The 24666-nt window shown below is 32.7% G+C and carries 25 protein-coding genes, 2 tRNA genes, 1 rRNA gene and 1 riboswitch; of the genes, 18 read left to right on the top strand and 10 right to left on the bottom strand.

Going from position 1 to position 24666, the window contains the following annotated elements; genetic code table 11:
* Positions 1-66 precede the first annotated feature (66 nt).
* Both N3Z17_RS01640 and ispH read right to left on the bottom strand, forming a co-directional pair.
* Positions 67-2838: ribosomal RNA gene (locus N3Z17_RS01640) — 23S ribosomal RNA — on the bottom strand.
* A 243-nt stretch (positions 2839-3081) separates the two neighbouring features.
* Positions 3082-3999 carry a 4-hydroxy-3-methylbut-2-enyl diphosphate reductase gene (gene ispH / locus N3Z17_RS01635; RefSeq protein ID WP_282472620.1) on the bottom strand — a complete coding sequence of 306 codons (918 nt, stop codon included), beginning with the start codon at positions 3997-3999 and terminating at the stop codon, positions 3082-3084.
* 103 nt (positions 4000-4102) lie between these two features.
* Between ispH and N3Z17_RS01630 the strand changes: the two genes are divergently transcribed.
* The 3 genes from N3Z17_RS01630 (at position 4103) to N3Z17_RS01620 (ending at position 5865) form a co-directional block, all read left to right on the top strand.
* A complete protein-coding gene (locus N3Z17_RS01630) occupies positions 4103-4522 on the top strand; it encodes a 6-pyruvoyl trahydropterin synthase family protein (RefSeq protein WP_282472279.1) in 420 nt (139 codons plus the stop codon).
* A 14-nt stretch (positions 4523-4536) separates the two neighbouring features.
* Positions 4537-5235, top strand: a complete 699-nt coding sequence (locus N3Z17_RS01625) for a class II aldolase/adducin family protein (RefSeq protein ID WP_282472278.1) — start codon at positions 4537-4539, stop codon at positions 5233-5235.
* Positions 5236-5310: 75 nt separating this feature from the next.
* Entirely contained in the window at positions 5311-5865 is a 555-nt protein-coding gene (locus N3Z17_RS01620; protein ID WP_282472277.1) for a c-type cytochrome, read from the top strand.
* A gap of 67 nt (positions 5866-5932) precedes the next feature.
* On the opposite strand, the gene def is transcribed toward N3Z17_RS01620, so the two are convergent.
* Positions 5933-6487 (bottom strand): peptide deformylase, encoded by a 555-nt coding sequence (def, locus tag N3Z17_RS01615; protein ID WP_282472276.1) that lies wholly within the window; start codon positions 6485-6487, stop codon positions 5933-5935.
* An 81-nt stretch (positions 6488-6568) separates the two neighbouring features.
* On the opposite strand from def, the gene N3Z17_RS01610 reads away from it, so the two are divergent.
* From N3Z17_RS01610 to ubiG, 13 genes are all read left to right on the top strand, one after another.
* Positions 6569-6880, top strand: coding sequence for a hypothetical protein (locus N3Z17_RS01610; RefSeq protein ID WP_282472275.1), 312 nt, complete (start codon positions 6569-6571; stop codon positions 6878-6880).
* A gap of 65 nt (positions 6881-6945) precedes the next feature.
* The gene (locus N3Z17_RS01605; protein ID WP_282472274.1) at positions 6946-8589 is read left to right on the top strand and encodes a DNA repair protein RecN; all 1644 of its coding nucleotides are present in this window, start codon (positions 6946-6948) and stop codon (positions 8587-8589) included.
* A gap of 147 nt (positions 8590-8736) precedes the next feature.
* The gene (gene ccoN / locus N3Z17_RS01600) at positions 8737-10170 is read left to right on the top strand and encodes a cytochrome-c oxidase, cbb3-type subunit I (RefSeq protein WP_282472273.1); all 1434 of its coding nucleotides are present in this window, start codon (positions 8737-8739) and stop codon (positions 10168-10170) included.
* 3 nt (positions 10171-10173) lie between these two features.
* Positions 10174-10905, top strand: a complete 732-nt coding sequence (ccoO, locus tag N3Z17_RS01595) for a cytochrome-c oxidase, cbb3-type subunit II (protein ID WP_282472272.1) — start codon at positions 10174-10176, stop codon at positions 10903-10905.
* Positions 10906-11052: 147 nt separating this feature from the next.
* Positions 11053-11898, top strand: a complete 846-nt coding sequence (gene ccoP / locus N3Z17_RS01590; RefSeq protein ID WP_282472271.1) for a cytochrome-c oxidase, cbb3-type subunit III — start codon at positions 11053-11055, stop codon at positions 11896-11898.
* Positions 11868-12617: a heme ABC transporter permease CcmC gene (ccmC, locus tag N3Z17_RS01585; protein WP_345799033.1), complete on the top strand. Its 750-nt coding sequence runs from the start codon at positions 11868-11870 to the stop codon at positions 12615-12617. Before ccoP ends, ccmC begins: the two co-directional genes overlap by 31 nt.
* Entirely contained in the window at positions 12598-13359 is a 762-nt protein-coding gene (locus N3Z17_RS01580; RefSeq protein ID WP_282472270.1) for a hypothetical protein, read from the top strand. Before ccmC ends, N3Z17_RS01580 begins: the two co-directional genes overlap by 20 nt.
* Complete coding sequence (locus N3Z17_RS01575) at positions 13316-13573, top strand: hypothetical protein (protein WP_282472269.1); 258 nt, start codon at positions 13316-13318, stop codon at positions 13571-13573. Before N3Z17_RS01580 ends, N3Z17_RS01575 begins: the two co-directional genes overlap by 44 nt.
* 79 nt (positions 13574-13652) lie before the next feature.
* Positions 13653-14255, top strand: a complete 603-nt coding sequence (locus tag N3Z17_RS01570; protein WP_282472268.1) for a peroxiredoxin — start codon at positions 13653-13655, stop codon at positions 14253-14255.
* 5 nt (positions 14256-14260) lie between these two features.
* Positions 14261-15202, top strand: a complete 942-nt coding sequence (gene trxB / locus N3Z17_RS01565) for a thioredoxin-disulfide reductase (RefSeq protein WP_282472267.1) — start codon at positions 14261-14263, stop codon at positions 15200-15202.
* Positions 15202-16032 (top strand): oxygen-dependent coproporphyrinogen oxidase, encoded by an 831-nt coding sequence (hemF, locus tag N3Z17_RS01560; RefSeq protein WP_282472266.1) that lies wholly within the window; start codon positions 15202-15204, stop codon positions 16030-16032. The genes trxB and hemF overlap by 1 nt, the downstream gene beginning before the upstream one ends.
* 21 nt (positions 16033-16053) lie before the next feature.
* Complete coding sequence (locus tag N3Z17_RS01555) at positions 16054-16626, top strand: YqgE/AlgH family protein (protein WP_282472265.1); 573 nt, start codon at positions 16054-16056, stop codon at positions 16624-16626.
* The gene (ubiG, locus tag N3Z17_RS01550) at positions 16619-17371 is read left to right on the top strand and encodes a bifunctional 2-polyprenyl-6-hydroxyphenol methylase/3-demethylubiquinol 3-O-methyltransferase UbiG (protein WP_282472264.1); all 753 of its coding nucleotides are present in this window, start codon (positions 16619-16621) and stop codon (positions 17369-17371) included. Before N3Z17_RS01555 ends, ubiG begins: the two co-directional genes overlap by 8 nt.
* 178 nt (positions 17372-17549) lie before the next feature.
* On the opposite strand, the gene N3Z17_RS01545 is transcribed toward ubiG, so the two are convergent.
* The 5 genes from N3Z17_RS01545 to thiM all read right to left on the bottom strand — a co-directional run bounded on the left by N3Z17_RS01545 (position 17550) and on the right by thiM (position 21453).
* Positions 17550-18188: a TenA family protein gene (locus N3Z17_RS01545; protein ID WP_282472263.1), complete on the bottom strand. Its 639-nt coding sequence runs from the start codon at positions 18186-18188 to the stop codon at positions 17550-17552.
* Entirely contained in the window at positions 18179-19003 is an 825-nt protein-coding gene (thiD, locus tag N3Z17_RS01540; protein ID WP_282472262.1) for a bifunctional hydroxymethylpyrimidine kinase/phosphomethylpyrimidine kinase, read from the bottom strand. Before thiD ends, N3Z17_RS01545 begins: the two co-directional genes overlap by 10 nt.
* Positions 19004-19005: 2 nt before the next feature.
* Positions 19006-19992 carry a thiamine-phosphate kinase gene (gene thiL / locus N3Z17_RS01535; RefSeq protein ID WP_282472261.1) on the bottom strand — a complete coding sequence of 329 codons (987 nt, stop codon included), beginning with the start codon at positions 19990-19992 and terminating at the stop codon, positions 19006-19008.
* Between the two features lie 10 nt (positions 19993-20002).
* On the bottom strand, positions 20003-20641 hold the full coding sequence (gene thiE, locus N3Z17_RS01530; RefSeq protein ID WP_282472260.1) for a thiamine phosphate synthase: 639 nt from the start codon (positions 20639-20641) through the stop codon (positions 20003-20005).
* The gene (thiM, locus tag N3Z17_RS01525) at positions 20635-21453 is read right to left on the bottom strand and encodes a hydroxyethylthiazole kinase (protein WP_282472259.1); all 819 of its coding nucleotides are present in this window, start codon (positions 21451-21453) and stop codon (positions 20635-20637) included. The genes thiE and thiM overlap by 7 nt, the downstream gene beginning before the upstream one ends.
* A riboswitch (TPP riboswitch) is annotated at positions 21442-21543 on the bottom strand. (Overlaps the previous gene by 12 nt.)
* A gap of 144 nt (positions 21544-21687) precedes the next feature.
* Here thiM and N3Z17_RS01520 point away from each other — a divergent pair.
* Together N3Z17_RS01520 and N3Z17_RS01515 are read left to right on the top strand one after the other, a co-directional pair.
* Positions 21688-21762 (top strand) — tRNA-Gly (locus tag N3Z17_RS01520).
* A 3-nt stretch (positions 21763-21765) separates the two neighbouring features.
* Positions 21766-21841 (top strand) — tRNA-Ala (locus tag N3Z17_RS01515).
* A gap of 311 nt (positions 21842-22152) precedes the next feature.
* Here the strand turns inward: N3Z17_RS01515 and N3Z17_RS01510 are convergent.
* Positions 22153-23562, bottom strand: a complete 1410-nt coding sequence (locus N3Z17_RS01510) for a mannose-1-phosphate guanylyltransferase/mannose-6-phosphate isomerase (RefSeq protein ID WP_282472258.1) — start codon at positions 23560-23562, stop codon at positions 22153-22155.
* Between the two features lie 15 nt (positions 23563-23577).
* A complete protein-coding gene (locus N3Z17_RS01505; protein WP_282472257.1) occupies positions 23578-24660 on the bottom strand; it encodes a glycoside hydrolase family 3 N-terminal domain-containing protein in 1083 nt (360 codons plus the stop codon).
* Between the last annotated feature and the right edge of the window lie 6 nt (positions 24661-24666).

Raw genomic sequence — 24666 nt, 5'->3', positions numbered from 1 at the left:
AAAATATTGTTTTTTAAAATTCCACAAACAAATACACTATATACGCACTAGTATAAAGTTAATTTTATCAAGCCCTCGATCGGTTAGTACACCTCAGCTAAACACATTACTGTGCTTACACTTAGTGCCTATATAACGGTTGTTCTTAGTGATCTTACCCACTAAAGTGGTGGAAAATTATTTTAAGGTGGGCTTCCTACTTAGATGCTTTCAGCAGTTATCCACGCTGCACATAGCTACCCAGCGTTTACTGTTGGCACAATAACTGGTACACTAGAGGTGCATTTCCCCCGGTCCTCTCGTACTAAGGGGAACTCCTTTCAATACTCTATCGCCTGCACCGGATATGGACCGAACTGTCTCACGACGTTCTGAACCCAGCTCGCGTACCGCTTTCATGGGCGAACAGCCCAACCCTTGGGACGTACTACCGCCCCAGGATGCGATGAGCCGACATCGAGGTGCCAAACCTCCCCGTCGATGTGAACTCTTGGGGGAAATCAGCCTGTTATCCCTAGAGTACCTTTTATCCGTTGAGCGATGGCCCTTCCACTCGGAACCACCGGATCACTATGGCCGACTTTCGTCTCTGCTCGACTTGTCAGTCTCGCAGTCAGGCAAGCTTATGCCATTGCACTCTTAGGGCTGATTTCCGACCAGCTTGAGCTTACCTTCGCACACCTCCGTTACTCTTTAGGAGGTGACCGCCCCAGTCAAACTACCCACCATACACTGTCTCAGACCTGGATTCACAGGTCTTGGTTAGATATCAAGAAGCAAAAGGGTGGTATTTCAAGGATGACTCCATCACAACTAGCGTCGTGACTTCAAAGTCTACCACCTATCCTACACATTCAATTCCTAATATCAATGTAAAGCTATAGTAAAGGTTCACGGGGTCTATCCGTCTAACCGCGGGAACTCCGCATCTTCACGGAGAATTCAATTTCGCTGAGCTAATGTTGGAGACAATGGAGAAATCGTTACGCCATTCATGCAGGTCGGAACTTACCCGACAAGGAATTTCGCTACCTTAGGACCGTCATAGTTACGGCCGCCGTTTACTGGGGCTTCAGCTCGAAGCTTGCACATCTCACTTTAACCTTCCAGCACTGGGCAGGCGTCAGACCCTATACTTCCTTTTTTGAGTTCGCAGAGCCCTGTGTTTTTGATAAACAGTCGTTTCTCCCCGGTTTGTGCCACCTATACATAGTTGCCTACGCTAGGTCATCCTTTTCCCGAAGTTACGGATGCAATTTGTCTAGTTCCTTCAACATTATTCACTCTACGCCTTAGTATACTCTACCTGTCCACCAGTGTCGGTTTGGGGTACGGTCTATAAGCTAAAGCTATTTCCTGGAAATTCTTGATTGCACTATGAATCCAATAACACAGTACAACTTCTAAATTTCGTCACTTTTAGCAGGCTCACGAATATTTACGTGATTCCCATCGATTACGCTTTTCAGCCTCATCTTAGGGACCGGCTAACCCTGCGAAGATTAACTTTACGCAGAAACCCTTGGACTTTCGGCGGGAATGTTTTTCACATTCCTTTACGCTACTCATGTCAGCATTCTCACTTGTGATATCTCCAGCAAATTTCGCAATTCACCTTCACAGACTTACACAACGCTCCGCTACCGTTCATAGTATAAATACTACAAACTCATATCTTCGGTGTATAATTTTAGCCTCGTTACATTTTTGGCGCAAAGTCGCTAATAGACTAGTGAGCTATTACGCTTTCTTTAAGGGATGGCTGCTTCTAAGCCAACCTCCTAGTTGTTTTGGCGTCTTCACATCCTTTCACACTTAATTATATCTTAGAGACCTTAGATGATGATCTGGGCTGTATCCCTCTCGGCTATGGACCTTAGCACCCATAGCCTGTCTGCTGTTCTATACTCATTAGTATTCGGAGTTTAGTTAGGTTTGGTAAGGCTTTTGGCCCCCCTAGCCTATCTAGTGCTCTACCCCTAATGATAAACGAACAACGCTCTACCTAAATAGATTTCGCGGAGAACCAGCTATTTCCGAGTTTGATTGGCCTTTCACCCCTAGCCACAAGTCATCCCACAATTTTGCAACATTGACGGGTTCGGTCCTCCATTGGGTATTACCCCAACTTCAACCTGCTCATGGCTAGATCACTCGGTTTCGGGTCTAATGCAACTAACTATATTCGCCCTATTAAGACTCGCTTTCGCTGCGGCTACACCTAACGGCTTAACCTTGCTAGATACACTAACTCGCTGACCCATTATACAAAAGGTACGCCGTCACACGCCTCCTTTCCGAAGAAAGAATCATGCTCCGACAGCTTGTAAGTGTTTGGTTTCAGGATCTATTTCACTCCTCTTATCGAGGTTCTTTTCGCCTTTCCCTCACGGTACTAGTTCACTATCGGTCAACAAATAGTATTTAGGCTTGGAGGGTGGTCCCCCCATATTCAAACAGGATTTCGCGTGTCCCGCCCTACTCTAGCTTTTAATAATCTTTACCTATACAGGATTATCACCTTCTATGATTATTTTTTCCAAAATATTCTAGTTATAATTATTAAAAGACTGGCCTCTTCCACGTTCGCTCGTCACTACTAGCGGAATCTCGGTTGATTTCTTTTCCTCTGGGTACTAAGATATTTCAGTTCTCCAGGTTCGCTTTTTAAGACTATGTATTCATCTTAAAATATCAAGTAAACTTGATGGGTTCCCCCATTCGGAAATCTACGAATTAGCGGTTATTGGCACCTACTCGTAGCTTATCGCAGCCTATTACGTCCTTCATCGCCTTTTGTTGCCTAGGCATTCACCAAACACTCTTATTATAATTTTGCTATTACAAATAGCGCATATAGAGTAATTTTTGTCTCAGCTTGTTGTTAAAAACAATATCTTATTCACTTTTTCAAAGAAATTAGTATGAAAGTTATATGCAATAGTTTCAGGTTAGTCAATAGATATTTACTAATTTTATCAATTAAATTTAATAAAAATTTTTTTATAAAAAATATTAGCACTTATTAATAAAAATTACTTAATTATTTTAATTTTGAATATGGAATTAAACGCGCCACTTCTACAGCTCTTTAGGAATTTTAAATTTAATATTTTCCTCTATACCCTCTAGATTGATAATTTTCACGTCTTTGATTTTTTTAATTTTTCTAATCAAATTCTCGACCAAAATCTCAGGAGCTGATGCCCCAGCAGTTATTCCCAAAGCTTTAGTATTATCAAGTAAATTGAAAATTTCATCATCTTCTCCATTTAGTAAATACGCTTTCGTCCCAAAATTTTCAGCAATATCTCTTAATCTATTCGCATTTGAACTGTTTTTTGCACCAATAACAAAAATAGTATCTGCAATCATAGCAAGTTTTTTTACTGCATCCTGCCTATTTTGTGTAGCAAAGCATATATTACTAAGCTCTGGCCCTTTAATATTGGGAAATTTATCCTTCAGCCTCTTAATTATGCTTTTGGTATCATCAACACTTAATGTGGTTTGAGTAACATAAGAAATGCTATCTTCTGTTTTATAAGGAACTTTTTCTACATCATCAATATTTTCAACAATAAAAACCTTTTGTTTAATCCTACCGCTCGTCCCTTCAATCTCAGGATGATTTTTATGTCCAATTAAAATAATATTGTCTCCCTCTTTTTCGAATTTTTGAGCTTGAAGATGAACTTTTTTAACAAGAGGACAAGTAGCATCAATAACTTTTAAATTCTTATATCTTGATTCATTTTCCACCCTTTCACTTACTCCATGAGCAGAAAAAATTGTCACAGCACCCTCAGGTATCTCACTAATTTCCTCAATAAAAATTGCACCTTTTGCTCTAAGATTTTCAACAACATATTTATTGTGCACTATCTCATGTCTAACATATACAGGAGCTCCATATTTTAAGATCGCACGCTCTACAATTTCTACGGCTCTTTCAACTCCTGCACAAAATCCACGTGGATTTGCCAAAAAAATCTGAATCGGTGGTAGGTTTTTAGTATTTTCGTGCATATTATTGTATTATGTTAATTACTTATGTATGATTCATAACTTAAACTCTATATAAATAACAAGACTTTTAGCAATGAGATGTACACAAATTTTAGGCTTTGATTCTGCCCACAGAATTATCGGACATAGCGGAAACTGCAAAATGCTTCATGGACATAGATACACTCTAGAAGCAACATTTGAATCTAGCGAACTAAATAACTTAGGAATGGTAATTGATTTTAGCATCATTAAGCAAAAATTATTAAAGTGGTTAAATGATAATTGGGACCACAATGCCATACTAAATGCAGCTGATAAAGATTTAGGCGAGAATATATCAAGAATTACTGGCCAAAAAATATTTTATTTAGATACTAATCCAACCGCAGAAAACATGGCTTATTTTTTGTTATATAATGTTTGTCCGATAATTTTCAAAGGTGAGTCCGTTCAGTGTTCGCAAATAAAATTATATGAAACGCCAAATTGTTATGTGACCGTTAAAGCGTAATTAAATTTACCAATATGATTGATAAAACTATAAAAGAAAATTTAGCTTTGGCTTATAGGATTTTGGCTTATTTGAAAATGGATGACTTAACTTATACTCATCTTTCTGCACGAAGTAGTGATGGAAACAGCTTTTATATTTATCCATTTGGGATGTTATTTGCAGAAATAACCGCCTCATCTCTTTTAGAAGTTGATTTTAACGGCACTGTATTACATGGAAAAGAATATCAATATAACAAAACGGGATACATTATACATTCACTTATTTATAAAGGAAGATCCGATATAAATTCCATTTTTCACCTTCATACCATTCCCGGAGTAGCTGTTTCTGCGATGAAACAAGGATTATTGCCAATAAGTCAATTTGCGTTACATTTTTATAATAACATAAAGTATCATGATTATAATTCATTAACGCTACAAGAGGAAGCGGGTAAAAATATTGTATCAGATTTGGAAGACAAATATGTAATGTTTTTAAGGAATCATGGAACTTTAACTTGTGGTAAAACTATACACGAAGCAATGTTTTACACTAATCATTTAGAAAAAGCATGCAGAGTTCAAATTGCATCATTAGCCGTAGGATTGGAAAATTTAATTATACCGGATAACGCAACATGCAAACAAAGCAATGATGATCTTTTAAATTTTGAAAAAGATTTAGGCCTAAGGGATTGGTTGGCACTAAAGCGAAATATTAAGTAATGATATTTTGAAAATTAAACTTGCTTTAAATTCAGAGCTTGGATAAAAAAAGAATATTTAAAAAATGTTATATAAGTGAATAATTACGAATTTGATAAAATTGCACTTTCTATTGCATTAGCCTTTTTTGCCATTGTTTTTTGCATAAATATTGGAGATTTAATTTACTACCCTGAAATTTCAGTTGAGAAAAGAGGGTATAAAATTGAGGTACCAGAAAATCAAAATGATAATACAAAACAGGAAGATGAGGTGAATGAAGAAAATCTAGATTTAAAATTATTATTTGACAAGGCGGATTATAAAAAGGGAGAATCTACATTTAAAAAATGCTCTATATGTCACACAATCAACAAAGGTGACGCAAATAAAATAGGACCAAATTTATGGAATATTATCAATAGTACCGTAGCCTCAAAAAAAGATTTTGCATATTCTAGCGCTATGAGTCAGAAAGGTAGTTCTGGCGATATATGGAATTTTCAAGAATTAATTCATTATCTAAAATCTCCAAGAAAGTACGTTTCAGGCACAAAAATGGCATTTGCTGGAATAAAAAAACTAGAGGACAGAATTGATTTAATTGAATTTCTAAGAAATCATGCCGATACTCCTGCAAATAAACCATAAACAAAAATTAGCTTTATTGCATAAACACTCTGACACCTAGAACTCCAGAGCTCACAGAATCACCAAATTAAGAATTTACGTTATTTTTTCTCCATTTTAAGTATTTTTTCATCATAAAGTCTTTTTTTATTCTAGACAGCCTGTCTAAAAAAACTATACCATTCGTATGGTCAATTTCATGTTGCAGGCACGCTGACATGATATTATCTGAAACTTCTAACAAATTTTCCTTACCATCTAAATCTAAATACCTAACCTTTATCTTATTAAATCTTTCTACTTCCGGGAAGATATTTCCAAAAGAGAGGCATCCCTCTGCATAGATTTTTTTGTCACTTGATTTTTCAATTATTTCTGGATTAATTAAGACTCTGGGACCTTCTTCTAAATTTAATGGCTCATCCCCATCTCTTCCAATATTGCTTATATTTACTGCAATAATTTTTTTAAGCACCCCGACTTGAACTGCAGCAAGACCAAGACCTTTATAATGCTCCATTGTAGCAACAAGATTTTTGGAAAATTCTTTGATTTCTGAATTAATATCCATGACCAACTCAGATTTTTTATGCAATAGCGGATTGGGCTCTAAAACCAGTGAGAATATTTTATTATCCTTCATTTCTCAAATTTTAATGTTGTTAATCTTAATTATTTTGTTATCTTCTATATGTATATAATATTTTTACATTTATGTTAAGTTATGCTTAATTTATTTTTAGCTTTTTTGAGGATAAGGACATTAATTATTTTAGGTATCATTTACTCCTTTTTGAGCGTTGCAAGCCATGGGAATTTTAGTTTAAAAATACCAGATTTGAAAAACCTAGATCTTTCCAATATACCAGCAAGCATAAATTCTTTAACTAATCAAGTCACAGGTGGGGATTCTACTACAAAAAAAGATACAAATAATACAAAAACAGACAGTGGGCTTGATCAATTAAATGATATAAAGACTAGCGTTACAGAACTTAAAAAAGAAATTGATGAAGTTTTAAATAGCAAGCAATAATGCTATTAAATTTGTAATTTTATCTATATTTCAGTAAGATTGTCTGAAGTTATTATTATTTATCTATGTTAGTTAACCTTTATATTAAAAATTTCATACTTATAGATTTTTTAGAAATCAATTTTAAGAAGGGGTTAACAAGTATAGTTGGTGAGACTGGAGCAGGGAAGTCGATTATACTGAAGGCTTTACTTTCTATATTTGCAAAAAAAGCTAATTCCAATGTTATTAAGGATCAATCGAAGACAACATCAATAACCGTTGAATTTGACATTTTTGGTGATGAATACGTTACAAATTACTTACTTGAAAATGGGTTCCTTAACAATAATGAAAAAACATTAATAATCAGACGAGTAATTAGTTCTGATAGCAAAAATAAGATTTTTATCAACGATCAGCCAACGACAATTGATAATATCAAGGCTGTAGAAAAGTATCTATGCGAAATTTGCTCTCAGCATAATCAGGTAAAATTGCTAGATTCGAGTTCTCACATTGATATACTAGATAATTACATCAATTCTTCAAATCAGTTAAATAACATTAAAATCATATACCAAAAAATCCAAGTTTTAAAAAAAAAGTTAGAAGAGCTACAAAGTAATATTCAAAAAAATGAATATGAAAGAGCCTACCTTTTAAATAAAATAAAGGACTTAGAGGAACTAGCTGCTTTAGAAAATGAGTTAGACGAGCTCGCTATAAAAAGGAAAAATCTGTTAGAATTTTCAAAAATTCTAGATATAAGTCAATTAGTTTCAAAAAAGCTAATTGAGGGTGACAGCAATGTAATATCAGAATTATGGTCTATACATAAGCAACTAAATAGATTTACTGATGCATTTACTCCTTATGACAAAAATTTAGAATCTATAATTTTAGAATTGGAGACCTTCAATAATGAAATAACTAGAATCAGCCAAAATTTAATAAATGATACTGAAAATATAGAGGAAATTGAAAGTAGATACTTTAAAATTAAAGAAGCTGAAAAAAAGTACAAAGAAGATTCTTCAAAATTCCCTGCTATTATTGAGCTATCCAAAATGAGATTGCAAGCTTTAGAAGATGAAACGTTTAACCTTGAGCTGGTTGAAAAAAATATTACGGAGTTAAAGCAAAATTATTTTAAATACGCTAAGGAACTAAGCAATTTAAGAAGGCAAGCTTCACAAAAACTTAGAGAAAAATTGCTAGCGGTTACCAAAAATTTAAATATGGAGCAACTGGATTTGAAAGTTGATATAGTGAGTACAGAATCAATAACTCCAAAAGGAATTGATAATGTGCAAATATTAATTAAAACAAATCCTGAGCAAAACTTTGAGGGCATTGAAAAAATTGCTTCAGGTGGTGAAATTTCAAGAATAATGCTGGCTTTGAAATTGATTTCAAGTAATCATTACGATAATAAGACCATAATTTTTGATGAAATAGATTCAGGTACTGGCGGTAAAACTGCAAAAATGATTGGAATCAATTTAAAAGAGTTATCAAAAAGCATGCAAGTTATTTTGATTACGCATCAACCTCAAATTGTAGCTATCTCTGATAATATTTTTAAGGTAACAAAGGAATTTGAGTCTAATAAAACAATATTGAGCGCCAAATACCTTAAAGAACATGAAGTTGAAAATGAAATATCCTATATGATCTCCGGCGATCAATTCGATAAAAAAGCAAAAATACCCTTCAGAAACTCATAGATAACCACATCAGGTTAAACATTTGTGCGGCTTTAAACAGATACTTGGGGCAAAAATACTCCTCCATTTTCTAATCACGAATACTCTATTGATTGCTTACTTTTTTAACTTATGCTACTTTAGCTGAAAATTTCATGTGCACTATTTATGAATATAGTCAATTATGACTATAAAAATATAAAATTGTTTACGCTCGCCTCCTTATTTTGGGCCATTATAGGAATGGGAATGGGGGTATTTATAGCGTTTCAAATGGTGTTTCCTGACTTAAATTTTGGTATAGAATGGACTACTTTTGGAAGGTTAAGACCTGTTCATACCAGTGGTGTTATTTTTGCTTTCGGAGGAAACGTACTTTTTGCTACATCCTTTTATATTGTACAAAGAACGTGTCAAAGCAGTGTATATTCTCCTAAAATTGTCAGCTTTATTTTCTATTCTTTTCAATTATTTATTTTATTAGCTGCATCAGGATATGTAATGGGCATCACTCAAGGAAAAGAATATGCTGAACCAGAGTGGTATGCAGACGTTCTACTCACTGTCACATGGCTTTTATATTTATTCGTTTATATTATGACGTTGAAAAATAGGAGGGAACCTCACATTTATGTCGCAAATTGGTTCTTCCTTGCTTTTATAATTGTGGTTGCCGTATTACATGTTGGCAATAACATCAGTATCCCATTATCATTAACCGATCCAGGGAGTGTGTCATATTTTTCCGGAGTTCAATCTGCAATGATTCAATGGTGGTATGGTCATAATGCAGTAGGATTTTGGTTAACTGCAGGATTCATAGGTATAATGTATTATTTTGTCCCCAAGAGAGCTAATAAACCAATATACTCATATAGACTTTCAATTTTGCACTTTTGGGCACTGATTTTCATTTATATTTGGGCTGGACCACATCATTTAATTTACACTTCTTTGCCAGATTGGGTTCAAACGCTTGGCATGACTATGTCTATAATATTATGGCTACCGTCATGGGGAGGGATGGTAAACGGCATGATGACTTTATCTGGTGCTTGGCATAAGTTAAGAGATGATCCTGTTTTAAGATTTTTAATCATTGCTGTGGCCTTTTATGGTATGAGTACATTTGAAGGACCTGTGATGGCGATAAAATCAGTCAATGCTCTAAGTCATTATACAGAATGGACGATCAGTCATGTTCATTCTGGCGCTCTTGGATGGGTTGCGCTAATTAGCTTTGGAGCATTATATCACATGATACCTGATTTATGGGGTAAAAAGGATATGTATTCTGTAAAATTAATTAGCATTCATCTATGGTTAGCCTGCATAGGAATAGTGCTATATATTACATCTATGTGGACTGCTGGAATAACTCAGGGATTAATGTGGAGAAGCTATGATGATATGGGATTTTTAAAATATTCATTTGTTGAAATTGTTAAAATTTTAAGCCCATATTATTTCATAAGGGCAATAGGTGGATTTTTATTCTGGCTTGGAGCTTTAGTTATGGTTTATAATACCTTTATGACTATTAGAAATAATAAATTTGCAAAAACAAATTTGCATAAAAATACAAAAGGGATTTTGGCTTAATTTATGAGTGCTTTCCATAGTAAAATAGAAAGAAATATTTTCATATTATTAGTATTAACAATTGTCGTTACGTCGATTGGAGCTATTATTCAAATATTTCCTCTGTTTAAAAAAGAAATAGCTCTGGAAAAAACTGAAGAACTTAGATTATACACCCCACTTGAATTACAAGGATTCTTTATTTACAAAAGAGAGGGTTGCTATGGCTGTCATAGTCAACAAATAAGGAAATTAACTGATGAAGTTGAAAGATATGGGCATTATTCTCTAGCTGTAGAGAGCATGTATGATTATCCTTTTGCTTGGGGCTCAAAAAGAACAGGCCCAGATTTAGCAAGAGTTGGAGAAAAGTATTCGGATGATTGGCATGTAGAACATTTAGACAACCCACGATCATTAGTTCCAGAATCAATTATGCCGGCGTATTCATTTATGTTAAAAAGAGAACTGAAAATTGATGATATACCAAATAAAATGTCTGCCTTAAAGCTCTCAGGAATGCCGTATACAAAAGACTACATTGAGAATTATGAAAATGATATATCTGTGCAACTTGGTATTAATCAGGATAGTAATGCAATTGTAGCATTTAGGAAAAGGTATGGAGAGAAGGTAGCGATTAGAAAATTCAATAGAAAAGTTGACCATATTACAGAAATGGATGCACTAGTTGCATATTTACAAGGCCTTGGAAATAAGATTGATTTGAGTAGTAATCAAGGTAGAAATTGGTAAGCATTTTATGAATGAAATACTTTACATTAAGATAATCACGCTATCATTTTTAGGGTTAAGCATTACAGGGTTGATATGCTGGATATTCCGACCAAAGTCCAAAAAATTGTATGAGCTATTAAGCAAAATTCCTTTAAACGAGAAAAAATGAATAAAATGAAAAAAAAGGAAGCTTCAGAAACTACTGGACATGAATGGGATGGAATTAAGGAGTATGATAATCCGGATCCATTTTGGTTAAGGTTGTTTTTTTATATAGCATTATTTTTTGCACTGACATACTGGCTTCTTTATCCTAGTTGGCCAGTACCAAATGGAAAAGGTTTATTAGAGTGGTCTTCTAAAAAAGAATTAAACGAAGGTGTAGAGGAAATTGAAAAAATAAGGGGGAAATATCAAAAACAATTTGATATTAGTAGTTTTGAGGAGATTCTGAAAGATAGAAATTTAATGAAATTTGCAAACGCTGGTGGAAAATCAGCATTTCAAAATAATTGCGCCGTTTGTCATGGTACCGGAGGAGGTGGCAATGTTGGCTATCCAAATTTAACATCAGGAGCATGGCTATGGGGAGGAAAAATTGATGACATATACACTACTTTACAGTATGGAATAAGATCGCCCCATGAAGAAACTAGAGATTCTGCAATGGCAGCATTTGGTAAGGATAAAATACTAACGTCCAAGCAAATTGATATGCTGACCAATTATATATTAAACTTAAATAACAAAGATTCTTTTAATAATGAGGCTGATATTTTATATCAAGAGCATTGCGCATCATGTCATGGAAAAGATGGTACGGGAGTGAGGGAATTTGGTGGGCCAAATCTTAAAGATGCAATTTGGTTATATGGAGATGATTATAGCACAATTTATGATGTAATATACAATGGCAGAGCCGGGGTGATGCCATATTGGAAAGATAAATTATCTGATTCAACAATTAGGCAGTTAGCTGTATACGTCCATCAATTAGGCGGTGGAGAGTAGTATTTAAATTACATTTTATGATAAATTACCAATTCCTAAAAAAATATTTAACTAAAATTTCCATAATTACTTTTACCTTATCATGTATTTGTTTTACATGGGGGTTTTACGTTATATTTTACGATTCTCCTGATGATTATTTACAAATGAATTTGGTCAAAATATTATATCTACATGTTCCATCAGCCTGGCTTTCAATATTTTTTTATTTTTTACTTGGGATATCTTCATTGCTGTTTCTTGTCTCAAAAAATCCAATGTATGATATTTTTGCTAAGTCATTCGCTTATGTCAGTATCTATTTATCAATCTGCACTCTAATTACTGGATCTATTTGGGGAAAACCAGCATGGGGAACGTGGTGGATTTGGGATGCAAGATTAACCTCTATGTTAGTATTATTATGTTTTGAGATGTTGTATTTTCTAGTTAGAAATTCTTTTCAAAGTGAATTAAGGAGTGCAAAAATCGCAGCTACATTTGCTATTTTGGGGTTACTAGATCTTCCCATTATCAAATTTTCAGTGGATTTATGGGCAACTTTACATCAAAAAAGTAGTGTGCTCACATTTGATGGCCCTAAAATTCACGAATCAATGTTATATCCACTATTTATTATGTTTTTTTCGTTATTTCTCCTTGCAATTTTCATCACTTTGATTAGCATCCAACTTGAGATAGTTAGAAGGAAAATAAATAATGAGATTCTTAAAGAATAGCGTAAAAATTTTATTGATTATATCGTTTTTTTCTCCAGCATTAGTTTTTGGCTATGCCTGGGAAAGGGAAAAAGATAAAAAATATGATGAGTACGGTTTAACATTAGACCCAGGTTACAAGAGCTCGTTTGACTATAATTTTGATGATAATAGAGTTTTGCTTTTCAACGATGATACAAAAAAACTTATTTTAACAAAATATAAAGAAAAGGGATTATCTGACAGATTTACACTTGTAAGTAAATTAGATATTCAAAGAATTCACAGTGATTTAGATGTAGAAAAAATAGAAAAAAGTCACAATACTTCACCAGAGGCTGAAGTTATTCCTTTCAATCGCTACAAAGGAAAGATGAACTTCATAGGCGTGGATTATGAGATTGGACTTAGAACTTTATTATATAAAAAAGGAAATCATCGTGTATCCGTGGATTCTATTTTGGGATTTCCTGCAGCTATTCATGGGGAGGGAGGTACTGATATTTCTAATCCTTCTCTTAAGTTAGGCTTATCCTATGCAAATAAATTTGATTTTAAAAATTTGAAAGAAAATTATTATGAAATAATGTTGGCAGGCAGAGTAAATCCACAAATTAAGCATAAAGAATTTTTTATGACTTTAATTTTAGGATTAAAATTAACCGATGAAATTTGCTTATTATTTTCGCTCGAGCATAATCATTTATATAAAAATTCCTTTGAAAGATACGCTTTCACATCAATTTATAAAAAAAATATCTAGCAAGAATTTAGGCGATGAAACAAAAGAAAAATTAAAATCGCATATTGAGTATCATTCTCTTTTAGATAAAAAGAAAATTGAAAATAAAGTTAACGCCAAAGTTAGTTATAAGCTTACTGAGAAATATGGGGTTGCTTTTGATTACTCATATAAATTTGCCAAAAAAAACATTCGACCTCATACAATAAAATTTTCCATCATTAAGAATTTGTAAATTGATTACCTTGTATTTTAAGATCAGCTACAATATATTATAAACAGTATTTAAACGGTATTTATAGAGGTATAAGTTAATGTCATTTTTAATTGGTAAAAAAGCTCCTGATTTCAAAGCAACAGCAATAATGGAAGATAATTCGATAAATGAAAATTTTGTTTTAAGTAAATTTTTATCTGGTAAAAAAGGTATTGTGTTTTTTTACCCTCTAAATTTCACATTTGTATGCCCATCTGAAATTATAGCATTTGATAAAAAAGTAGAGGAGTTTAAAAAAAGAAATACCGAAGTAATAGGGATAAGTATTGATTCGCACTTTTCTCATTTAGCATATAAAAATACTGCTATAGATAACGGAGGAATTGGGAAAATAAGATATCCTTTGGTTTCAGACATAACTAAGGATATTTCTCGTAGCTACGATGTATTGTTAAATCACTCAGTAGCACTAAGAGGAACATTTTTAATTGATGAAGATTTTGTTATAAGGCATCAGGTAGTTAATGACTTGCCACTTGGAAGAAATGTGGATGAGGCTATACGCATGGTAGATGCTCTTGAATTTCATCAAAAGCATGGAGAAGTATGCCCAGCAAATTGGAAACCAGGCAAGGCAACTATCAAGCCAAATCCTGAAGGCATTAAAAATTATCTTAGTAAAAATTCAGGCGAAATTTAACAACAATGCAAAAAGAATGCAAAACAGAAGTTCTAATAATTGGTTCAGGCCCTGCTGGTTATAGTGCTGCAATTTATGCTGCAAGAGCAGCTCTTGCTCCAATTTTAGTTTCAGGTCAACAACCAGGTGGACAATTAACAATCACCACTGATGTTGAGAATTATCCCGGGTTTGCAGAGACAATTCAAGGTCCATGGCTTATGGAGGAGATGAGGCAACAATCTGAAAAAGCCGGGACGCAGATTGTGAATGATATGATAATTGATGTTAATTTTAAATTATACCCTTTTGTGGCCATAGGAGACAATGGCGACAAATATTTAGCAAATTCAATTATTATTGCAACTGGAGCCCAAGCTAAGTGGCTTGGACTAGAATCAGAAAAAAAATTCATGGGCTTTGGTGTGTCAGGATGCGCAACATGTGATGGATTCTTTTATAAAAACAAAGAAGTTATTGTAATAGGTGGTGGTAATACTGCCGTAGAAGAAGCGTTATACCTCACCAATCATGCCTCAAAAGTAATATTAGTGCACCGCAGAGATGCGCTTAGGGCAGAAAAAATTTTACAAGATAGGCTATTTAAACATCCAAAAATTCAAATAATTTGGGATAGTGCTTTGGAGGAAGTCTTGGGTTCAGAAAACCCATTATCTGTTGAAGGAGCAAAAATAAAAAATCTAAAAACTGGAAATATATCAAACTTAAAGGTTGATGGGATTTTTATTGCTATAGGGCACAAACCCAATACTGGTTTATTTAAAGGTAAGTTGGATATGGATGAAGAAGGATATATCATAACACATCCAGATAGTACAAAAACAAATGTTGAAGGAGTTTTTGCTGCGGGCGATGTGCAGGATAAGATATTTAGACAAGCAGTAACAGCTGCAGGCACTGGATGTATGGCTTCCCTTGAAGCTCTGAAATTTATAGAATCAAAGTAATGTCTGAGCTCGATCATCGGAAAAAACTAGCAACTAATTGGTTTATGGAGCTAAGGGATGATATTTGCAGTCAGTTTCAAATTATAGAGCGCAATTGCGGCTCATCTGCAACATTTACACAAAAAAAATGGGAAAGAGATGCGGGTGGTGGAGGAGAAATGTCAATTATGCGGGGCTCAATTTTTGAGAAGGTTGGTGTAAATATATCTACTGTTTATGGCGAATTTTCTGAAAAATTTGCAAAAGAAATACCTGGATGTGAAACCGGAAATAATGAATTTTGGGCAAGTGGAATTTCATTGGTAGCACATATGAATTCGCCATATATTCCAGCAGCACATTTTAACACAAGGATGATTGTTACGACTAAACAATGGTTTGGTGGAGGTGGTGACTTAACTCCAACTTTCCCCAATGATGAGGATACAAAAATATTTCATGAGCACTTTAAAGATGCATGCGATAAATTTGATAAAAATTATTACGCAAAATTTAAAAAAAATTGTGATGAATACTTTTATCTACCGCATAGGAATGAATCTAGAGGAGTTGGAGGAATTTTTTATGATTATTTAAATAGTGGTGATTGGCAAAAAGATTTTGAATTTACTAAGGAAGTTGGTGTACAATTTAGCAAAGCGTTTATAAGTATTATTAAAAAAAATGTCATGAAAAAATGGACTGATCAGGAAAAATCTGCTCAACTAGATAAAAGAGGGAGATACGTAGAATTTAATTTATTGTACGATAGAGGGACTAAATTTGGATTGATGACCAATGGTAATACTGAAGCAATCCTAATGTCCTTGCCTCCTACCGCAACTTGGTAAATTTTAATTGGGGTATTTGTTATGAAACATAAATTTAATTCTCTAGAAGGAAAAATATTGGTGGCATCACCAAGACTAGAAGATCGTTTTTTTGAGAAATCACTAATATATATTTTCATGCACGATAAAAATGGAGCTTTAGGTGTAATTTTAAACCACGAGATAGGTTCTGTATCAAATCATGAATTGTTGAAGCTATTTGACAAAAACGTCGAAAAAGTCAAAATTGAAAAGTTGCCGATTGTTTTTGGTGGCCCAGTTAATAGTGAAAGAATTATTGCACTCAGTATTGATAAGCAACAGGAAAAACAATTTAGCACATTGCAATCAATTATTTTACATACAGATATACAAAATTTTGTTAAAAACTTTATTATTAAAAATAATAAAGCCAAATTCTTACTTGCAAGAGGAGTTAGTGCATGGGATTCTAGCCAATTAGAAAATGAAATTGCAGAAAACAGTTGGTTTATCATTCAGCCAAAATTGGATTTAATTTTTTCCCATGAAATGAAAAATAAATGGTCATTTGCTATAGAAGAATTGGGTATAAAAAATTCTGCGTATATTGCTCCGTATTCAGGAAATGCTTAAAGATACTACAATTAACAAAGAAGAGGTGAAAAAGTTTTCCGCATTAGCCGAACAATGGTGGGATGAATCAGGTAAATTTAAACCATTACATGACATTAATCCAGTTAGAATAAAATTCATTAAAGATAATATAATCAAACATTTTAAAATAAATGCAAGGACCTTAGAAAATTTAAAATTACTAGATATTGGCTGTGGCGGAGGTTTATTATCAGTGCCAATGACTAGACTTGGAGCTTTTGTCACCGGGATTGATCCTTCTGAAAAAAATATCAAAATTGCCAAACAATACGTAGATGAAAATAGACTCAAAATAGATTTTAAGTGCTGTGGTGTTCAAGATTTAATCAGAAGTCAGCATGAGAAATTTGATGTAATTCTTAATATGGAAGTCGTAGAACATGTTGATAATATTGAGATCTTTCTTTTGGAAAGTTCCAGGTTACTTAAAAAAAATGGTCTAGTATTTATCTCTACAATTAATAAAACTATTAAATCATTACTTCAAGCAAAGTTTATCGCCGAATATATTTTAAGATGGCTACCCGTTGGAACCCATGAATGGAAAAAATTTATAAAACCTGAAGAACTTATTAATATAATGAGCAAAGCTCAATTAGAAGTATTAGATATAACTGGCATAAAATATAATATGATTAGCAAGACTTGGTATCTATCTGATAATGTAGATGTTAATTATATGATTTGCTTTAAAATGACAGATAAATTCATAAAGAAGAAATAAAATTAGAATTAAAAGGAGTATTAGTTTTGATAATAGCAAAACAGAGATGAAGAAGTTTACGCATAATAGCAGCGATAATAACCATATTATGTTTGCCATTAGATTTTAATTTACCCCCCTTAAAATCAGCTGCATTACTATCAAATCAACTAGGGCCACCTCTGATCCCAGCAATAAATCAACCAATATATGAATCGTTCCAAAAAAATAACTCTAACTCTGAGGACAGTTTAAATAATTCTAATAATCTTATGCCTTTGGTGGAATTAGGAGAAATATTTAATACCGCTTGTTGAGTTATATTTAACATAATATCAACAGCATCAGAAAATTCTGTACCTGAGTAGGTGTCAATCCACATTGAATATGGATTTGTTGAAAGAGATTGTTTTTTGATACTATTACCAACTTCTCGATAAATGTAAAAGCATGGAAGTAATGCTATTAATGATTCTTCATAACTATTTGCATAGGCAGTTGTTAAAAGAAAGTTAGTATATGCTATGCATGCATTATTTTTTACGCCTGTAGGCTTTATGTTAAATTCTTTGAAGTAATAATGATGTAGTTCTTTTTCTGCTATTAGAGCACCGTCTGCAAGGTGCAGTAATTGAGAAAAGTGTTTTAGATTTTGGCTTTTCGTTGCTGTAATCGCCAAAGCTTTTGCAAAATCAACCAGATATAAAGAATCTTGCTGCATATATCTTGCAAAAGCTGGCTTTGTTAAAAACCCATTAGCTAATTCTTTATTAAAATCGCAATTAAGTATTTTTTGGTAGATGTCTTTTATAAAATCAAAAAAGTCAATTATTTGCATTTAGTTTCCTCCATAAAATAAAAATGATCCACAGGACCAAAACCCTTACCTAATTTATATTTAGAGCCACTCACAATCGCTTTATTAATATATGAATTTGCATTTTTTACTGCATTATAAATAGAAAATTTATTACCTATATAAGATGCAATTGCAGCAGAGAATGTGCACCCAGTGCCATGCAAATTTTTTGTTTGTATTCTTTTATTTGAAAACCAATCAGATTTTTGATTCTTACAATCATATAATAGATCCCAACAATCTTCTTCTTTCTCTAAGTGACCACCTTTGATTACAATAAAACCTGAACCGTATATAGAAATTTTTTTCGCAGCTATAATCATGTCATTTTTAGAAATAATTTTAAGCCCTGGCAGATATTGTGCTTCATAAATATTTGGAGTAATAATTGTGGAAATAGGTAATATTTTGCTCTTTAGAGCTTCTAGAGCTACCTCTTGCAATAATAAATCTCCACTTTTTGCAAACATTACAGGATCAGTTATTATTGGCACAGTAGAACATTCAATTAATTTAGTATGCACAATTTCAATTATTTCAGGTCTGTGTAACATACCAATCTTTATTACATCAACACCAATATCTTCTATAATGGCGCTTATTTGCTCAGCTATTGATTCATTAGGTAAGTCATAAATCTTTAATACTCCTGTTGTGTTTTGAATTGGTAATGATGTAAGTGCTGTCATTCCGTAACAATTTAAAGCAGAAAAAGTTTTTAAATCGGCTTGTATTCCTGCTCCACCGCTACCATCAAAGCCTGCAATGCTCAATGCTCGTATATATTTTTTCATAACTAAAAGTGCTTAAAATCTTGATATGAATTTGTATACTTAACTCCGTGTTTAAAGTATGAAATTTCCTCATTACCTTTGGCTACAACATTTCCAATGCAATGAAAATTTTTATCAAATTTTTTGAAATATTGTGCGTGTATATATGCAAAATCTTTAGAATCTATAGTAAAAATCAAGTAATAATCCTCTCCACCAGTGAGTAAAAATTTATATAAATCCCAATTATTCTTTGCGCAAATTCTTTGTAATCTATCATCAATAGGTATCATATCAACATTAATATTTATTGAGCAATTTGATTGCTTACAGATTCGGCTTATGTCTTTGTTCAGACCATCAGAGCAATCTATCATCGCATGGACATTATTAAAATTTGTTAAATATTGAGATTCTTGAAGATAAATATGTGGAGCAACATGTTTGTTTATTAGGTATTTCTCATCTTTACTTTTAATTGATTGTATATTTTTTGTTAATTCTAATCCTGCCGCAGATGCTCCAGGCATCCCTGTTATACAAATATAATCCCCTATTTTTGCAGTAGATCTATATTTAATTTTATTGTTATTTGCCTCTCCAATGATTGTTACAGAAATAAAAAATTTTGATTTAGATGCTGTAGTGTCTCCACCTAACAAATGGATATTATGTTTTTTTGTTTGTTCTTTGATTCCTGATATAAATCTTTTCATAAAGACGTTGTCTAAGTGGTCTGGTATTGCACAAGATATAAATACAAATTTTGGCACACCACCCATTGCAGCAACATCGCTTATATTTACACTAATTGATTTTGAACCTAGATCTTTTGGAGAAATAGTACTTATAGAAAAGTGTACATCTTCAATTAATGCATCGGTTGATATTAGCCATGAGTTATTATCACTATTTGGTATTACTGCGCAATCATCACCGATTCCAAGTACTCCATTTGGTACATTAGTTTCTTTTAACATTTCTATGATGCGTTCTTCAGAAAAATTCATTTATATTTCATTAATTTATTAATTTATTAATTATCAGTATAAATTTATTAGCTTTGAATATTGAATTTTTGTGATTAAAAATGGCAGAGCTTATTGCAAATCCATCTAATTCCGAATTCATTAATGTATGAATATTATCAAGTGTTATCCCACCAATTGCTATCATCGGTTTGCTCTTGTTGCGCGTCAATAACGAAATCGCTTCTATGCCAATAGGGTTTTCTGCATCAGTTTTTGTGTTTGTTGGAAAAATAGGACCTATTGAAAGATAATCAGCATACTCATTTTGCTTATCACATAATTGAGTTAGGTTGTTAATGGAAATTCCAATAATAAAATTGGTTCCTAAATACTCTCTAGCATTTTGTAATGAAGAATCACTCTGACCAACGTGCACGCCATAAGCTGATATTTTTTTTGCAATAACTAAGTTATCATTGATGAATAGTGGTATGTTATATTTTTCAGTAATTTCCTTGCACTGAGTGGCTAAGTTTAAAAATTTTTCAAACTCTAAATTCTTTTCTCTCAATTGTATTGAGGTAACGCCACCTAAAATTGCTTGCTCTATTAAATCTAAAAATTCTATGTCAGATATTTTTTTATTGCGGTTTGTGATCAAATATAGCTTTAAAATATCTCTTAACATCTGGAAATTTTTAGATTTCTTAAAAATTCTTCTTCTCTCAAGTTATATAAAGTATCAATGAAATTTTGTTGAAAGGAACCAGGCCCTGATGATATCTTTGCTGCAATTTGACCAACTACTCCATAAATTGCAATTGCTGCAACTGTCGCATTATAATAATTTTTTTCAACTGCAACAAAGCTTGCAATAAATGAGCCTAATGCGCATCCCATTCCAGTAACTTTTTGCATTAATATACTTCCGTTAGATAATTTATATACCTGGTTACCATCAGTAACGTAATCGTCCTTGCCCGTTAATGCTACAACAGTATGATACATTTGAGCTATTGCCTTTGCAGACTCGACTACTTTATTTGATTCGATACAGCTATCCACTCCTTTAGATATAATAGCATCACTTATGTTTGCTATTGGAGCCAAAGATAAAATTTCAGAAGGATTACCTCTGATAACGTTAACATCAAATTCATTAATAATTTTCTTTGAAAAATTAGTTCGATATTTTGTTGCTCCAGCTCCAACTGGGTCAAAGATTACAGGTAATTCATAGGTTTTAGATATAATTAATGAATCTATAATATTTTTTTCCCATAATGGGTCTAGCATCCCAATATTAATTGATATGGCCTTAGTGGCTTTATACAGATCTTTAAACTCATCACTTATATTAGACATTATAGGGGATGCACCAGTTGCAAGAAGTACATTTGCCACATACTGCATCACAACAAAATTTGTTATACTTTGAATTAGTGGATTATCTTGGCGAACTTTTTGAAATATGTCCCAAATTTCTTTCTCTACAATCATAAACTTTCCTCCGAAGGTATTAGCCTTTTCAGGTTCAAAGGGTATCTCTCAGCACGCGCTTTATGCAAGCGTGCACCCCTAGCTTTAGCTAACAATTGGTAGCATATTAGAAATCTTGTGACAAGCATTATATAATATGTTATATCAGTTTACGTTTAATAAATGCATTTGGCAAAGTTATTAGATTGCATTTAATATTATTTTAGGTATATTTTATCTTGTTATATCTAAAGAGCGGGCGTAGCTCAGTGGTAGAGCACAACCTTGCCAAGGTTGGGGTCGAGGGTTCGACTCCCTTCGCCCGCTCCATATGGGGGCATAGCTCAGTTGGTAGAGCATCTGCTTTGCAAGCAGAGGGTCATCGGTTCGAATCCGTTTGCCTCCACCATTATATATGGATTTATTTAAAATAGAAATTAAGAACAAAATTAAGCAAATAGGGAATATTTGCTTAATTTTTGTCAGATTAATTTTTCCACAACAGAAAAATCGTGTTTTTTACCTAGTTTTAATTTTAATCTATCTGGAAATATAATGTCAAGTTGAGAAGAATTGGCCTTAATCTTTAATCAAGATTGAAGCAGGATTTACCCAAATACAGTAATATGACATATTATTGAGCCTGATTGCAGAAGTAGTATATGAAGTTGAATTCTAGCTCTTCTATATCTCGCGTTAATCAATGTTAAATAATTTTAATTAGACTCTTCCGTATATATCATCATATCTATGTATATCATCCTCCGTTAATTTCTCTCCAAGTTGGATTTCTAATATTTCCAATATTTCATTATGTTGATTCTCTAACCTATGCTTAGCTTTTATAGGAATGTACGTAGATTGATTCTTGGTTAAATTAAAAACTTTTTCATTTACTGTTACTGTAGCTATACCTTTAATTACTGTCCATTGCTCAGCTCTAAATTCATGGCTTTGCAAAGATAATATTCCCTTTGGATTGACAGCAATTTTCTTTATTTTATACCCATCAGACACAATTAAATTTTCATAATATCCCCAAGGTCTGTATTCTTTGTTTCCATCTATTAATTCTTGCAAATTATTTTTTTGCAAAAATCTAATAACATCTCCAATTTTTTCAACTTTATCCTTATTAATTACTAGTATTGAATCCCTAGTTACAATGATGTTGATGTCTTTCAACCCCATTGCTACGGTCATTGCATTTTCTGAATTAATGTAACAATTTTCACTATCTAAAAATAGTCCCTTTCCAATTAATCCATTATTTTGCATATCTTTTGGCGCAAGAGCTGTATACGAACCAAATGAACCAATATCTAACCAATCAAATTCGCATGGGTATATTGCCATCATTTTTGTCTTTTCTAATAAGGCTTTATCTATTGATATATTTGGACAAAATTTATAGCATTCCCCCCCTAGTTCAACTATATTTTGCTTCACTGTTGCTTTTTCTAAAGCACTTTCAGCATATTTTAATAAATCCATTGCATATTTTCCTATCTCACTTATTACTGTTTTTGGAAAAGCTAGTAAAATTCCCATATTCAATAAATAGTCTTTTGGATCTAAGGATTGCATTGATAAAACATCTGGTTTTTCAATAAAATTTATTGCCTTAATAAAAGGAGAATTTTCTATTTTACTTCCCTTTTGAACATAACCAAATCCATGATTGGCTTTACTAAATTTAGCACCCAATATGATGATTAATTTATCAATTTTTTTACTCAAAAAACTTATATCTTTTATAAAATCATCTTGATTTTTTATGTGATGATCTATGGGTAAAACAAGCATTGGTTGCTCTTTATTTTTTAGCAATAAGGAGGCTACTGTAACGGCTACAGCAGTATTTTTAGAATCAGGCTCCAAAATAATTGTATATCTGGTTATTTTAAATTTTCTTAATGAATCTTCTATTGGACATTGGTGATTTTTTCCGCAAACAATTAAAGGAGGATTAAATAAGCTGTAATCATTAATTCTCTGCAATGTATTTTGAAATAGGTTAATTCCATCTTTTACATCAATAAATTGTTTAGGGTAATTTTTTCTGGAAAGTGGCCACAGTCTCTTTCCTTCCCCTCCAGCTAGTAATATTGGAGTAATTTTTATATTCATACTATACATTTAAATTCAATTTATTTCGGCATTATTAAATTCCAGTAGTTTTTTAAGTTGCATAATGCGTGAATACGATTCTTCTACTCTACCTTGTGAAATTGTTCCATTTAACACCCCATACTCTATGATATTTACAATTTTTTGAGGTGTAATCTCCCAAGAATCATTATCTTCGGAATTAATGAAACTGGCAGAATTTCTTGTAAAAACTAAAATGTCATTACCAGCATCTATTGAGCGATAAACAACGTCTTCTAAAAAATAATAATTCCTTATTGCCCCCATCTCTAAGGCATCAGTGACAACTACTCCTTGAAAATTAAGAGCTTCTCTTAATATACCAGTTATGATTTTCTTAGATAATGTTGCTGGATAGCCATTTTCATCTAAATTGCGATTAATAATATGCGCTGTCATAACTGCTGTATTCGTAGAGTTTGGAAGCAAATCACTGTATGGCTTTAGTTCTAAATCTATATTTGCTAAGTCAGTTGTATCAGTCAAACCTTTGTGTGTATCATTTTGGGCAAAACCATGCCCTGGAAAATGTTTTAATGTAGAAATTATGTTATGTTTTTTATGAGCATTTATGAATTGCTTTGAGTATTCAATCACTTGATTAGGATCTTGCCCAAAACTCCTTTCTAAGCCTCCAATAACACTGCATTGAGAACCACCATCAATGTCAACACATGGCGCAAAATTAAAATTTATACCATTGTCTTTAAGCATTATAGCCATGTTTTCATACAGCTTATAAGCTTCTTCAGAAGTATAATTTTCTGCTATATTTTTAGCTGAATTAGTATTAGCAAACCCTTTTTTTGCATTTAATCTTTGTACTACTCCCCCTTCTTGATCTACTGCTACGAATAACTTGGTATTAATTTTTTTAAGTAATATAGTTAAATCTTTCAATTGTTTTGGAGAAATGATGTTATACCCAAACAATATCACGCCAGCTAGGTTATAAGTTTGTATATCTCGTATTATTTCTTGAACTCCATTGTCAGAATATCTAGAACCACTGAAGCCAAACATCAGCATAGAGCCTATTTTTTCTCTTAAGGATATTTGCTTCATTGATAACTTCATCTATCT

It is taken from the genome of Candidatus Bandiella numerosa, assembly GCF_029981845.1.
GTDB classification, from domain to species: Bacteria; Pseudomonadota; Alphaproteobacteria; order Rickettsiales; family Midichloriaceae; genus Aquirickettsia; species Aquirickettsia numerosa.
Note: the sequence above shows the minus strand (reverse complement) of the source record. Positions and strands in the feature narration are given on the sequence as shown.

What these genes read in the sequence shown, in the direction of transcription:
- N3Z17_RS01570 (WP_282472268.1), top strand. Translation starts at nt 13,653, where the DNA reads ATGTCATTTTTAATTGGTAAAAAAGCTCCTGATTTCAAAGCAACAGCA.
- N3Z17_RS01555 (WP_282472265.1), top strand. Translation starts at nt 16,054, where the DNA reads ATGAAACATAAATTTAATTCTCTAGAAGGAAAAATATTGGTGGCATCA.
- N3Z17_RS01605 (WP_282472274.1), top strand. Translation starts at nt 6,946, where the DNA reads ATGTTAGTTAACCTTTATATTAAAAATTTCATACTTATAGATTTTTTA.
- ccoN (WP_282472273.1), top strand. Translation starts at nt 8,737, where the DNA reads ATGAATATAGTCAATTATGACTATAAAAATATAAAATTGTTTACGCTC.
- N3Z17_RS01610 (WP_282472275.1), top strand. Translation starts at nt 6,569, where the DNA reads ATGCTTAATTTATTTTTAGCTTTTTTGAGGATAAGGACATTAATTATT.
- N3Z17_RS01625 (WP_282472278.1), top strand. Translation starts at nt 4,537, where the DNA reads ATGATTGATAAAACTATAAAAGAAAATTTAGCTTTGGCTTATAGGATT.
- N3Z17_RS01630 (WP_282472279.1), top strand. Translation starts at nt 4,103, where the DNA reads ATGAGATGTACACAAATTTTAGGCTTTGATTCTGCCCACAGAATTATC.
- N3Z17_RS01580 (WP_282472270.1), top strand. Translation starts at nt 12,598, where the DNA reads ATGAGATTCTTAAAGAATAGCGTAAAAATTTTATTGATTATATCGTTT.
- N3Z17_RS01505 (WP_282472257.1), bottom strand. Translation starts at nt 24,660, where the DNA reads ATGAAGTTATCAATGAAGCAAATATCCTTAAGAGAAAAAATAGGCTCT.
- trxB (WP_282472267.1), top strand. Translation starts at nt 14,261, where the DNA reads ATGCAAAAAGAATGCAAAACAGAAGTTCTAATAATTGGTTCAGGCCCT.
- thiE (WP_282472260.1), bottom strand. Translation starts at nt 20,641, where the DNA reads ATGTTAAGAGATATTTTAAAGCTATATTTGATCACAAACCGCAATAAA.
- ccoO (WP_282472272.1), top strand. Translation starts at nt 10,174, where the DNA reads ATGAGTGCTTTCCATAGTAAAATAGAAAGAAATATTTTCATATTATTA.
- hemF (WP_282472266.1), top strand. Translation starts at nt 15,202, where the DNA reads ATGTCTGAGCTCGATCATCGGAAAAAACTAGCAACTAATTGGTTTATG.
- thiD (WP_282472262.1), bottom strand. Translation starts at nt 19,003, where the DNA reads ATGAAAAAATATATACGAGCATTGAGCATTGCAGGCTTTGATGGTAGC.
- thiL (WP_282472261.1), bottom strand. Translation starts at nt 19,992, where the DNA reads ATGAATTTTTCTGAAGAACGCATCATAGAAATGTTAAAAGAAACTAAT.
- N3Z17_RS01545 (WP_282472263.1), bottom strand. Translation starts at nt 18,188, where the DNA reads ATGCAAATAATTGACTTTTTTGATTTTATAAAAGACATCTACCAAAAA.
- ccoP (WP_282472271.1), top strand. Translation starts at nt 11,053, where the DNA reads ATGAATAAAATGAAAAAAAAGGAAGCTTCAGAAACTACTGGACATGAA.
- ubiG (WP_282472264.1), top strand. Translation starts at nt 16,619, where the DNA reads ATGCTTAAAGATACTACAATTAACAAAGAAGAGGTGAAAAAGTTTTCC.
- N3Z17_RS01510 (WP_282472258.1), bottom strand. Translation starts at nt 23,562, where the DNA reads ATGAATATAAAAATTACTCCAATATTACTAGCTGGAGGGGAAGGAAAG.
- def (WP_282472276.1), bottom strand. Translation starts at nt 6,487, where the DNA reads ATGAAGGATAATAAAATATTCTCACTGGTTTTAGAGCCCAATCCGCTA.
- thiM (WP_282472259.1), bottom strand. Translation starts at nt 21,453, where the DNA reads ATGATTGTAGAGAAAGAAATTTGGGACATATTTCAAAAAGTTCGCCAA.